We start from the raw sequence: 11594 nt of genomic DNA, 5'->3' as shown, positions 1-11594 counted from the left end.
GGATAGGCGACTACGCCGAGGCCGCCGAGATCGAGCATCAAGCGCTCGCCATCGTGCGGGAACTTGATTGACCGATCTCAACGCAACCGACCGAAGTCATGGTCACTGATGTGCATCCGACCGATCTCGTGCTTCCGGGGAACCGTCGGAGGATGCGTGCTTCGGCACCTTCTGCCTCACCCGGAGCCCGTACGCCCCCGAGGCGGAGATCCCGGGCGGGCACGACGACGTCGGCTGGCACCCGCTCTGAACGGTCCGCTGTGACCCGGCTCACCGTCCGGATCGGCGCTCGCGGGACACGCCGAACGGTCGCGACACGCCGCGAACTGAGATCACTTTTTTGGTGCTCCGGGACCCTCCGCAGGCGCGTGAGGTGCCGGTTCTCGGGGCCCGCGGTGCCGGGCCGGGAGTCGCGGCAGCAGGCCAGGCGTGCGGCCTGCCGAGCGGTGTCAGAGGCTCGTGGCAGCATGGTCCCTGAGCGTCACGAGCGGTTCCGGTGTAGTGCGCCACTCGGCCTCAACCACAACATGTCGTAACCGAGCGGGTGTCAGACACTAGGTGTAGTGTTTGGTTCAGCGGGAGACGCAGACCCGCTCACAAAGCACATCGGTGTAAGTTCACAGATGTCCTTCGAGGTCAGAGGAGGCGGACATGAGCGTCACTGTCTACAGCAAGCCGGCATGCGTCCAGTGCGACGCGACGTACCGGGCACTGGATCGCAAGGGTGTCGAGTACACGGTCGTCGACATCACCCAGGACGCCGAGGCGCTCGAGATGGTCCGCGGCCTCGGGTACCTCCAGGCACCGGTCGTCGTCGCAGGCGACACCCACTGGTCGGGCTTCCGCCCCGACCAGATCAGCGCGGTCGCCGCGCTTCAGGCCGCTTCGGCCTGACCAGCACCACCGCAACACCTTGTACTACCGCAACGTCGGCAAGGAGGCGTGACGTGGGCTCACTCGTCTACTTCTCCAGCGTGTCAGAGAACACGCACCGGTTCGTCGAGAAGCTTGCTCTCGAAGAGCTGGGGATGTCGGTGCACCGGATCCCGCTGCGCCCCGCCGACGGATTTCTGCGCGTGGACGAGCCCTACGTCCTCCTGGCCCCCACCTACGGTGGCGGCAACGAGGGCGGGGCCGTCCCACGGCAGGTGAGGAAGTTCCTCAACGACGAACACAACCGGTCGCTCATTCGCGGCGTCATTGCTGCGGGGAACACCAACTTCGGGGCTGCGTACTGCATCACCGGGGACATCATCGCTGCGAAGTGTGATGTCCCCTATCTGTACGCCTTCGAACTCTTGGGAACTGCGGAGGACGTCGCGCGCGTCCGCAACGGATTGGGACGATTTTGGCAGCAACAACTACAGAGCCTCTCCGCCTGAACGGTGCAGGCCTGAGCGAGATCCCCCTGGAGAGCATCCAGATGGACTATCACTCGCTCAACGCGATGCTGAACCTGTACGGGCCGGACGGGAAGATCCAGTTCGAGAAGGACCGCGAGGCGGCCCGCCAGTACTTCCTGCAGCACGTGAACCCGAACACCGTCGAGTTCGAGTCGCTCGAAGCCAAGCTCGAGCACCTCGTCGAGGCCAAGTACTACGACCCCACGGTGCTCGACAAGTACTCCGGTGCGTTCGTCAAGGAGCTGTTCCAGCTCGCGTACTCGAAGAAGTTCCGTTTCGAGACGTTCCTGGGTGCCTTCAAGTACTACACCTCGTACACGCTCAAGACGTTCGACGGCAAGAAGTACCTGGAGCGCTTCGAGGACCGCGTCGCCATGGTCGCGCTCGGCCTGGCCGACGGCGTCGAGCAGACGGCACGCGACATCGTCGAGGAGGTGGTCTCCGGGCGGTTCCAGCCGGCGACGCCGACCTTCCTCAACGTCGGCAAGGCGCAGCGCGGCGAGCCCGTGTCCTGCTTCCTGCTGCGCATCGAGGACAACATGGAGTCCATCGCGCGCAGCATCAACTCCGCGCTGCAGCTCTCCAAGCGCGGCGGCGGTGTCGCGCTGCTCCTGAGCAACATCCGCGAGCACGGCGCGCCGATCAAGCACATCGAGAACCAGTCCTCTGGCGTCATCCCCGTGATGAAGCTCCTGGAGGACTCCTTCTCCTACGCCAACCAGCTCGGCGCTCGCCAGGGTGCCGGCGCGGTGTACCTGCACGCGCACCACCCCGACATCATGCGGTTCCTGGACACCAAGCGCGAGAATGCGGACGAGAAGATCCGCATCAAGACGCTCTCGCTCGGTGTGGTCATCCCGGACATCACGTTCGAGCTGGCCAAGAAGAACGCGGACATGCACCTGTTCAGCCCGTACGACGTCGAGCGGATCTACGGCGTGCCGTTCGCCGACATCTCCATCTCGGAGAAGTACGACGAGCTCGTGGCCGACGACCGCATCCGCAAGACGACGATCAGCGCACGCGACTTCTTCCAGACGCTCGCGGAGCTGCAGTTCGAGTCCGGCTACCCGTACATCATGTTCGAGGACACGGTGAACGCGGCGAACCCCATCAAGGGCCGCATCACGCACTCGAACCTGTGCTCGGAGATCCTGCAGGTGTCGACCCCGTCGACGTTCAACGAGGACCTCTCGTACAGCGAGGTCGGCCGCGACATCTCCTGCAACCTGGGCTCGCTGAACATCGCCAAGGCGATGGACTCGCCGAACTTCGGCCGCACGATCGACACCGCTATCCGCGCACTGACCGCGGTGAGCGACCAGACGTCGATCGAGTCGGTCCCGTCGATCAAGCTGGCCAACTCGCAGGGGCACGCCATCGGCCTGGGCCAGATGAACCTGCACGGCTACCTCGCCCGGGAGCGCATCTACTACGGCTCCGACGAGGGCATCGACTTCACCAACATCTACTTCTACACCGTCGCGTACCACGCGATCAGGGCGTCCAACCGCCTGTCGATCGAGCGCAACAAGAAGTTCGGTGGGTTCGAGGACTCGAAGTACGCCACGGGCGAGTACTTCGACAAGTACGTCGAGCAGGAGTGGAAGCCGGCCACGGAGCGCGTCGCGCGTCTGTTCTCCGATGCCGGGGTGTCGATCCCGACGCAGGACGACTGGCGTGAGCTGCGTGCCTCGGTCATCGAGCACGGCATCTACAACCAGAACCTCCAGGCCGTGCCGCCGACGGGTTCGATCAGCTACATCAACAACTCGACGTCGTCGATCCACCCGGTGCCGGCCAAGATCGAGATCCGCAAGGAAGGCAAGCTCGGCCGCGTCTACTACCCGGCGCCGTACATGACGAACGACAACCTGGACTACTACCAGGACGCGTACGAGATCGGCTACGAGAAGATCATCGACACGTACGCCGCGGCGACGCAGCACGTGGACCAGGGCCTGAGCCTCACGCTGTTCTTCCCGGACACCGCCACCACGCGCGACGTCAACAAGGCGCAGATCTACGCGTGGCGCAAGGGCATCAAGACCCTGTACTACATCCGCCTGCGTCAGCTGGCACTGGAGGGCACCGAGATCGAGGGCTGCGTCTCCTGCATGCTCTGACCGGTTCCTGCCGCCAGTCTCGCCCGTACCGCTGCTCCTGAAGGAACTCCCATGTCGCCAACCGGCAAGCTCAAACTCATCGATCGCGTGACAGCGATCAACTGGAACCGCCTCGAGGACGAGAAGGACGCCGAGGTCTGGGACCGTCTGGTCGGCAACTTCTGGCTGCCCGAGAAGGTCCCGGTCTCCAACGACATCCAGTCGTGGAACACCCTCTCGGAGCACGAGAAGACCATGACCTCGCGGGTGTTCACCGGACTGACGCTCCTGGACACCATCCAGGGCACGGTGGGCGCGGTGTCGCTGATCCCGGACGCGATCACTCCGCACGAGGAGGCGGTGTACACCAACATCGCCTTCATGGAGAGCGTGCACGCGAAGAGCTACTCCTCGATCTTCTCGACCCTGCTGTCGACGCCGGAGATCGACGCGGCGTTCGAGTGGTCAGAGAACAACGCGAACCTGCAGAAGAAGGCAGAGATCGTCCTCGACTACTACCGGGGCGACGACCCGCTGAAGCGGAAGGTCGCCTCGACGATGCTCGAGTCGTTCCTGTTCTACTCCGGCTTCTACGCGCCGATGTACTGGTCCTCGCGGGCGAAGCTCACGAACACGGCCGACCTGATTCGCCTCATCATCCGTGACGAGGCGGTCCACGGGTACTACATCGGCTACAAGTACCAGAAGGGCCTCGCGAAGCTGACACAGGCGGAGCAGGCAGACCTCAAGGACTACACGTTCGGCCTCCTCTTCGAGCTGTACGAGAACGAGGAGGAGTACACCGACTCGCTCTACGGCGAGCTGGGGCTGACCGAGGACGTCAAGAAGTTCCTGCGGTACAACGGCAACAAGGCCCTGATGAACCTGGGCTACGAGGCGTTGTTCCCCAAGGAGGACACCGACGTCAACCCGGCCATCCTCGCGGCGCTCTCGCCGAACGCGGACGAGAACCACGACTTCTTCTCTGGGTCCGGCTCGTCGTACGTGATCGGCAAGGCAGTGGAGACCGAGGACGACGACTGGGACTTCTGACCTCGTGTCGGGAGCCGGTCGCTCATAGCGGCTGATCAGAGGCCCGGAACCGCAGACTGCTGCGGCTCCGGGCCTCTTTGCGTGCCGTTCACGAGCGTCCCTGGCTAGGAGGTGGCACGCGTGGGACACTGGCGGTATGGCTGCTGAAGCGACTCGTCTCGGACGGATCTCTGTGGACCCCGCGGTGGTGCACGGGAAGCCGCGGATCCGTGGTACCCGGGTGACGGTGCAGGTCATCCTGGAACTGCTCGCGGCTGGCGAGACCTTCGAAGAGATCCTCGACGAGTACGACGAGTTGTCTCGGGAGGATATCGCCGCTGCCCTCGAGTACGCGGCCTCGGTAGCCGGTGGTCTCCAGGTTCAGGTCCTTGTCGCCTGAGGTGGCCGAATCGGAGCGATTCATCGTCGATGCGCAGCTTCCGAAGTCTCTGGCTGTCCAGCTGACAGAGCTCGGGTACGACGCGATCCACGTTAAGGAGCTTCCGGCCGGGGGAGACACCAGCGACTCCGAGATCACGAGGGTCGCTGATCTGGATCACAGGATCGTCGTCACGAAGGACGCGGACTTCCGGCACACGCACGAGACCGGTGGGCACCCTCGCAGGTTGCTACTCGTGACTGTCGGAAACATCAAGAACCGGGACCTGCTCGCCCTTGTCACCGCTCATCATGTCGCGATTGCAGCAGTGTTCGTTCATGCGGACTTCATCGAGCTGGGACCCAGCGCACTCACCCTGCACGGGACCGGATGAAGAAACGGTGATTCCGGAGCGGGCCTCAGCCCGGTGTCCGTGCGTGCGCCGCGATGAGCGCCGCCTCCACCCGGTTACGCGCGCCGGTCGTGCGCAGGATCGAGGTGACGTGCACCTTGACTGTTCCCTCCGCGAGATGAAGGCGCTCAGCGATCTCCGGGTTCGCGAGGCCGTCGCCCACCAGGGTCAGCACCTCCTGCTCACGCTGTGTGAGGCGCTCGAACCGCACCCTGGCATCCTGCTGAGCGACGAACCGCGTGCCCAGCCCGGTCTGCAGCAGGCGCCGCGATACGGCGGGCGAGAAGTAGGCGCCACCTGATGCTGCCGCGTGCACCGCGAGCAGCAGCTCCCGTGGGTCGCCCGACTTCAGGACGAAGCCGTCGGCGCCGAGCCTGATCGCTTCAGCGACGTACTCGTCCTCGCCGAACGTGGTGACCATGAGGCACGGCAGGTGCTCCGCCGAGCGTCTGATCTCCGCGAGAGCGTCCAGACCGCTCATGGTTCCCATGCGTACGTCCAGCAGCACGACGTCGGGAGGGTGGGCCCGGATAGCCGCCAGCGCCTCTTCGCCGGAGGAGCCCTGACCGACGACGCGGACGCCGTCGTCGGTCTCCAGGATCCCCACGAGGCCGGCGCGGACGAGGGGTTCGTCGTCGGCGATCACCACGCGCAGCGGTGTGCCGGGAGCTGGGCCGCTCATCGCGCGCCGCCCACCACTACGTCCGCCGAGGCGACACGATCTTCCGTCCAGCAGATCCGGTAGGCGTCGCCGGACGCGTCGGCGAGCGGGTCGGCCGTGACCGCGTAGTAGTCGCACGAAGGATCCGCGCCGGGCGGTCGTTGGAGCGGGGCTGCGGGCAACAACCGCCGGACGTCGAACCGGGAGTCGCCGACCGAGATCCGGGCGAAGGCGTCCGGGCCCAGCAGCGCGCGGCGCGCGGTGAGGTGGTCGGAGAGCTGGATCGCCGTCGCGACAGCGGCCAGCGCCACCGCGGGTACGAGGACCGCGGTCAGCAGCAGTACCCCGCCGCGGCGCCGGGCGCGGACCAGACCGTGGGTGACCGTCTGGGCATCCAGGGATCCGGAAGCGACCGGCGGTATGCCTTCCACGGACTTGCCCGCTGCGGTGTCGGCAGCCGTGTCCGCAGCGGAGCCCGCACCTCTGTCCAGAGGCAGCAGCTCGGCTCGCAGCACGTACTCGCCGCTCACCGGGCCGGCCGCTACCGAGCCACCGGCCGCACGCACGTGCTCGGTGAGGGACAGGACTCCCGTGCCGCCGACAGAGGGGGAGGACACGGCCGTGCCAGCCGGCGGTGACCCGCGAGGCGGCTCCCCGCTGCGACGGCCATGGCGACCACGCCCAGCCGTGCACCGCCGTCGGTCAGCCCGAGGGGCGCCGCGACGGCGGCCAGTGCGAGCATCCACCACGGGTCCACACCGGCGAGGACCAGGAGCGCTGCGAACACCGCGACCAGAAGCAGCCGGAAGGGTCGCACGGCGGCTGTCCCGGCTGTGTGCCCGGTGTCGGAAGGTGTCGGCGGCATCACCCGACCATCCTCGCCGAAGGGTGGCCGCGCCCGCTTCCCGCCCAGGGCTGATCTTGGGACGGGCCATGTAGGACCAGGGTCATAGACGGCTCCTGACCCACGCCAGATCCGCGAGGCGCCAGCGATTCCTAGCGTTCTCAGCATGACCACAACGCGCCACGCACCAGCAGCGAACCGTCTGGCTCCACCGGCCCGGAGCCGGGTCCCGCACGCCACACTGGCCACCGTGCTGACCGCGTTCCTCGGGCTGAGTGCCCTGTCGCTTGCGGCCTGGCCGGCACGGGCCGGCCTCTTCGAGAGCGTGGCGGGCGGGACCACCGGCTCACCCCTCGCCGGATTCGCCGGCCTGGTCGCAGACAAGGGACTGCTGGGCCTCGTCGCCGTCGTAGCGGTACTGGTGCTGTTCACGTGGCTCCGTGACCGTCCGGGGTTCGGTCTGCTCGCCGCTGCAGGGGCCGGGACGGTCGCCGCATACGCGACGAGCGAGGTAGTGAAGTTGGTAGTCACCGAGGAGCGTCCGTGCCGCGCCATCGACTTCGCCACCGTGCTGGCCTGCCCCGCGCCCGGAGACTGGTCCTGGCCCAGCAACCACTCGACCATCGCCGGTGCCCTTGCTGTCGCCTGCCTGCTCGTCGTGCCACGGCTCTGGCCCGTGGTGGTGCCGATGGCACTGGCCGTGGCGGGCGCCCGCGTCGCCGCGGGCGTCCACTACGTGCACGACGTCGCCTCAGGGTTGGCCCTCGGCGCAGCGGTCACCTGCCTGGTGGCCCTGGCCGCGCACGCGGGCGTTCAGCGGTTCACGCGTCGATCGACCTCGCGCCGGTCACCGGCGGCTCGGCGGACCACGGGAAGGTGATCCACAGATCGGTGTCCTTCCACGAGTAGTCGGGCTGGATGATCGTGCGGGGCTTGGTGAACAGCACGGCGGAGCGGGCCTCGGCGCCCTGCTTGTCCAGGAGGTCCATGACGAGGGCCAGGGTGCGGCCGGAGTCGGCGACGTCGTCCACCACCAGGACCTTGGCACCCGGGAGCTCGGACGTGTCCATGAGGGGCGGCAGCACACGGGGGTCGTCCAGCGTCTGGCCGATGTCCGTGTAGAACTCGACGTTCAGCGTGCCGACGCCCTTGGTGCCGAGCGCGTACGCCATGGCACCGCCGGGCACCAGGCCGCCGCGCGCGACGGCGACCACCACGTCGGGCACGAACCCGCTGTCGACGACCTTGTGGGCGAGGTCGCGCACCGCGTCGGGGAAGGTCTCCCAGGTGAGCACCTCGCGCTCCGGCATGGGAGCGGGCTCAGCGGCGGGAAGGTCTGTCGAGGTCATGGGACGACCCTACGAGATGTGGCGGGCACCCGGTTCGGGTACCCGCCACGTCTACGCCGTGACCAGCGGCGATGCGCACGCGGAGTGCGCGAGGTCTCAGACCGTCCGCGAGCGGACGGGCCGGGAGGTCAGGCCTTCTTGGCCTCGAGGATGTCGACCACGAAGATGAGGTCCTTGCCGGCCAGTTCGTGCGTGTTCTCGGCGCTCTCCTCACCGTAGGCCTGGTTGGCCGGGACGACCAGCAGCACCTGGCTGCCGACCTTCTGGCCGGCGATGCCGTTGGTCCAGCCGGGGATCACGCCGTTGAGCGGGAACTCCAGCGGAGCCCCGCGGCTCCACGAGGAGTCGAACGACGTGCCGTCGAGCAGGCAGCCCGCGTACTGGACGGTGACTGTCTGGTCCTTGGTGACCTCCGCGCCATCGCCCTCGATGAGGGGCTCGACCACCAGCTCGGTGGGCACCTTGTAGCCCTCGGGGATGGTGACGGTCGGCTGGCCGTCGTCGGCGAGCGCGACGGTGGGCAGGCCATCCTTCGGCGCGACCTCGGTGCCCTCGGCGCGGGTCGGGATCTCCTTGGGGGCCTCGACCTTCGCGACCTCGACCATCGTGACCTGGATGGACTGGTCCATCGCGGTGCTGGCCATGAGGAGTCGCGCGCCGACCTTCTGACCCATGAGCTGGTCGTTCAGGAGGTCGTACTGCGGGTCGCCGAGCTCGAAGGTCTCGGGCTCCTTGGTCTTCCAGGTGGAGGTGGCCTGCTTGCCGTCCTTGCCCGCGAGGACCACGTAGTCGATGGTGACCTGGTCCTTCTCCTTGAGTTCCTCGCCTGAGCCCTCGTCGACGATGCGGAACGTCGGAGCGCTCACCTGCAGCGGCGCCTTGAACGTGACCGTCGGCTCCTTGCCGACCGGGCCGGCGACCTCGATCGCGTCGACGGCCTTGACGTCGGCCTCGGACGGGCTGGGGGCGGGCGACGGCTCAGGCGCGGCCTTCACCTCGCAGACGTTTCCGTCGGAGGCGGCAGCGTTGCCGCCGTCCGCGGGGCCGCCTTGGCTTGCGCAGCCGGTGAGCGCGATAGTTGCCAGCGCGACGGCTGCCAGGCCGGCAGTTGTGCGGTGCTTCACAAGTAGTCCTTCGGTCGGGTTTGCGCCTTGCTGGGGACCGGCACACTCTAGCGGGCGGAGATGGGCGGGGCTCCCAGGCAGTGTGATGCGCGATGCGAGCAGTTTTCGGGCGGGGTTCGAGCGATCCGCTCCGCCCTGCGGAAGAATAGTTGCCATGCCGTCGAACCGCCGCTCCAGCAAGCGTCCGTATGCCGCGGACCACGTCCCCCTCGATGTCGATCGGGCTACGGGTGGCCGGCGCAGCGAGTCGGCGGCGGACGGCGAGTGGGTGGTGCAGCGGATCCGTTCGTCCGACAAGACGTACGTCTGCCCTGCCTGCCGCCAGGAGGTCACGCCAGGGACCGCGCACGTCGTCGCGTGGAAGACGGACGTCCTCGGCGGTCCAGAGGCGGGTCTGGACGGTCGCAGGCACTGGCACAACAGCTGCTGGCAGCGCCGCGCGAACCTGCGGTGAGCCCGCGGACGGGTAGCGGGGCGACAATGGGACCGATGACCACCGAAGCGACGCCGGACGAGGCTTCCGGCCAGACGACCCACCAGATCCGCTCGGGTACCGTCCTGCCCGCGCAGCGGGAGGACGTCGAGCTGCACACCGCCGACGGCCTGACGCTCGTGGGCGAGCTGGCACAGCCGGCGGACAGCGAGGCGTCGGCCAGCCTGCTGACGTTCCACCCGCTGCCCACGCACGGCGGGTTCATGGACTCCCACGTGTACCGCAAGGCCGCCTGGCGCCTGCCCGCGCTGGCGAACCTCGCCGTCCTGCGGTTCAACACGCGCGGCACCTCGTCCCCGCGCGGTACGAGCGAGGGCACGTTCGACGGCGGTGACGCCGAGCGGTACGACGTCGCGGCGGCCATCGAGCTCGCCGAGTTCCGTGGACTGCCGCGGCCGTGGCTGGTCGGCTGGTCCTTCGGCACCGAGCTGGTGCTCAAGCACGGCGCCGACCCGAGCATCGAGGGCGCGATCCTCCTGTCGCCGCCGCTGCACCGCGCGACCGACGAGGACCTGGACCGCTGGGCGGCGTTCGGCAAGCCTCTCGTCGTCCTCGTGCCGGAGCTCGACGACTACCTGCGGCCGGAGGAGGCTCGCCGCCGCTTCGCGCGCGTGCCGCAGGCCGAGGTGATCGGCGTCGACGGGGCCAAGCACCTGTGGGTAGGGGAGCCGGCAGTCGCCCGCGCGCTGAACGAGATAGTGGCCCACGTACTGCCCGACCATCCGCTGCCGCTGCCGACGCACTGGGACGGACCCGTAGGAGCTTCTTGAGCGGCCTCACCACTACAGCACCCACCACAGGAGGACGACGATGACCTCACAGGCCCTGGCCACCTTCACGCTGCACGACGGCGGCGGAGTGCCGCTCGTGCTGCTGCACGGCTTTCCGCTCGACCACCGCATGTGGGCGGCCTGCGCGGCGTTCCTTCCCCCGGGCGCCCGCGCCATCGGCGTCGACCTGCCGGGAGCGGGGCACAGCGACCTGGACGGGTTCCAGCCGAGCATCGACCACACGGCCGACTGGGTGTACCGGACCATGACCGAGGCCGGTGAGGGCAACGCGGTGGTCGTCGGGCACTCGATGGGCGGGTACGTGGCGCTCGCCCTGGCCGAGCGGCACCCAGGGTTCGTCGCGGGTCTCGGGCTCGTGAGCACCAAGTCGACGGCGGACACCGAGGAGGCGCGTGCCAAGCGCCTCCGGATCGCCGCCGCGGTGGACGCCAGCCAGACGGTGGACCCCGTCCTCAGCATGCCCGCCGCCCTGGTGGGTGCGACGACCACCGAACGCCGGCGACACCTCTTCCCGGTGCTGGACTCGTGGATCCGCGGGCAGTCGCCCGCAGGCGTCGCCTGGGCGCAGCGGGCGATGGCGGCCCGCCCGGACCGGACGGCGGTGCTCGAGCGCTTCGACGCGCCGGTCTCCGTGGTCGTGGGAGCTGAGGACACGATCACGCCGCTCGCCGAGGCGGAGCACATGGTCCGGGCGGCAGGTACCTCCGCCCGGCTCTCCGCCGGCGACGGCGCACTCACCCTCGTGCCCGGCGTCGGCCACATGAGCGTCGTCGAGGACCCACAGGCCGTCGCCGCGGCCCTGGGCCTGCTGCACAGCCATGTGGTGGCGCACCGCTGACCAGCACACCGAGTTCCGCGAAGTAGAGCGCCTGTCCGGGTCTCCCTGGTGTTGCCAGGGACCCGGACAGGCGTCCTCGCCGCGGGCGACCGCATCGACGCGCTGGCCAACGTCGCAGGGATCATGGACGACATGTCCGCGGTCCACGAGGTCAGCGACGACC

The 11594-nt window shown here is 68.1% G+C and carries 14 protein-coding genes; 10 read left to right on the top strand and 4 right to left on the bottom strand.

Annotated features, from left to right (window positions below; all coding sequences use genetic code 11):
* Positions 1 to 651: 651 nt before the first annotated feature.
* The 6 genes from nrdH to AB0F70_RS27355 all read left to right on the top strand — a co-directional run bounded on the left by nrdH (position 652) and on the right by AB0F70_RS27355 (position 5313).
* Positions 652 to 894, top strand: coding sequence for a glutaredoxin-like protein NrdH (gene nrdH / locus AB0F70_RS27380; protein ID WP_020017613.1), 243 nt, complete (start codon positions 652 to 654; stop codon positions 892 to 894).
* A gap of 53 nt (positions 895 to 947) precedes the next feature.
* Complete coding sequence (gene nrdI, locus AB0F70_RS27375; protein ID WP_357456485.1) at positions 948 to 1382, top strand: class Ib ribonucleoside-diphosphate reductase assembly flavoprotein NrdI; 435 nt, start codon at positions 948 to 950, stop codon at positions 1380 to 1382.
* Positions 1383 to 1423: 41 nt separating this feature from the next.
* A complete protein-coding gene (gene nrdE / locus AB0F70_RS27370; RefSeq protein ID WP_357456482.1) occupies positions 1424 to 3529 on the top strand; it encodes a class 1b ribonucleoside-diphosphate reductase subunit alpha in 2106 nt (701 codons plus the stop codon).
* 51 nt (positions 3530 to 3580) lie between these two features.
* The gene (gene nrdF, locus AB0F70_RS27365) at positions 3581 to 4561 is read left to right on the top strand and encodes a class 1b ribonucleoside-diphosphate reductase subunit beta (RefSeq protein ID WP_357456480.1); all 981 of its coding nucleotides are present in this window, start codon (positions 3581 to 3583) and stop codon (positions 4559 to 4561) included.
* Between the two features lie 136 nt (positions 4562 to 4697).
* On the top strand, positions 4698 to 4940 hold the full coding sequence (locus AB0F70_RS27360) for a DUF433 domain-containing protein (protein WP_357456477.1): 243 nt from the start codon (positions 4698 to 4700) through the stop codon (positions 4938 to 4940).
* On the top strand, positions 4930 to 5313 hold the full coding sequence (locus tag AB0F70_RS27355; RefSeq protein ID WP_357456474.1) for a DUF5615 family PIN-like protein: 384 nt from the start codon (positions 4930 to 4932) through the stop codon (positions 5311 to 5313). Before AB0F70_RS27360 ends, AB0F70_RS27355 begins: the two co-directional genes overlap by 11 nt.
* A 25-nt stretch (positions 5314 to 5338) precedes the next feature.
* Here AB0F70_RS27355 and AB0F70_RS27350 read toward each other — a convergent pair whose 3' ends face one another.
* Both AB0F70_RS27350 and AB0F70_RS27345 read right to left on the bottom strand, forming a co-directional pair.
* Complete coding sequence (locus AB0F70_RS27350; protein WP_357456471.1) at positions 5339 to 6013, bottom strand: response regulator transcription factor; 675 nt, start codon at positions 6011 to 6013, stop codon at positions 5339 to 5341.
* On the bottom strand, positions 6010 to 6609 hold the full coding sequence (locus AB0F70_RS27345) for a hypothetical protein (protein ID WP_357456468.1): 600 nt from the start codon (positions 6607 to 6609) through the stop codon (positions 6010 to 6012). Before AB0F70_RS27345 ends, AB0F70_RS27350 begins: the two co-directional genes overlap by 4 nt.
* Before the next feature lie 393 nt (positions 6610 to 7002).
* Between AB0F70_RS27345 and AB0F70_RS27340 the strand changes: the two genes are divergently transcribed.
* Positions 7003 to 7716, top strand: a complete 714-nt coding sequence (locus AB0F70_RS27340; protein WP_357456465.1) for a phosphatase PAP2 family protein — start codon at positions 7003 to 7005, stop codon at positions 7714 to 7716.
* Here the strand turns inward: AB0F70_RS27340 and AB0F70_RS27335 are convergent.
* Both AB0F70_RS27335 and AB0F70_RS27330 read right to left on the bottom strand, forming a co-directional pair.
* The gene (locus tag AB0F70_RS27335; RefSeq protein ID WP_357456462.1) at positions 7658 to 8185 is read right to left on the bottom strand and encodes a phosphoribosyltransferase; all 528 of its coding nucleotides are present in this window, start codon (positions 8183 to 8185) and stop codon (positions 7658 to 7660) included. The genes AB0F70_RS27340 and AB0F70_RS27335 overlap by 59 nt on opposite strands.
* 128 nt (positions 8186 to 8313) lie before the next feature.
* Positions 8314 to 9309, bottom strand: coding sequence for an FKBP-type peptidyl-prolyl cis-trans isomerase (locus AB0F70_RS27330; protein WP_357456459.1), 996 nt, complete (start codon positions 9307 to 9309; stop codon positions 8314 to 8316).
* A gap of 154 nt (positions 9310 to 9463) precedes the next feature.
* Here AB0F70_RS27330 and AB0F70_RS27325 point away from each other — a divergent pair, with 154 nt between their 5' ends.
* From AB0F70_RS27325 to AB0F70_RS27315, 3 genes are read left to right on the top strand one after another with little or no spacing between them, the layout of a single operon-like run.
* Positions 9464 to 9763, top strand: coding sequence for a hypothetical protein (locus AB0F70_RS27325; RefSeq protein ID WP_357456456.1), 300 nt, complete (start codon positions 9464 to 9466; stop codon positions 9761 to 9763).
* Between the two features lie 26 nt (positions 9764 to 9789).
* A complete protein-coding gene (locus AB0F70_RS27320; RefSeq protein ID WP_357456453.1) occupies positions 9790 to 10572 on the top strand; it encodes an alpha/beta hydrolase in 783 nt (260 codons plus the stop codon).
* Between the two features lie 40 nt (positions 10573 to 10612).
* Complete coding sequence (locus AB0F70_RS27315; protein ID WP_357456450.1) at positions 10613 to 11431, top strand: alpha/beta hydrolase; 819 nt, start codon at positions 10613 to 10615, stop codon at positions 11429 to 11431.
* Positions 11432 to 11594: the final 163 nt, after the last annotated feature.

The organism is Promicromonospora sp. NPDC023805, assembly GCF_040639635.1.
In the GTDB taxonomy this organism is placed as follows: Bacteria; Actinomycetota; Actinomycetes; order Actinomycetales; family Cellulomonadaceae; genus Promicromonospora.
This window is presented reverse-complemented; position numbering and strand designations above follow the sequence as displayed.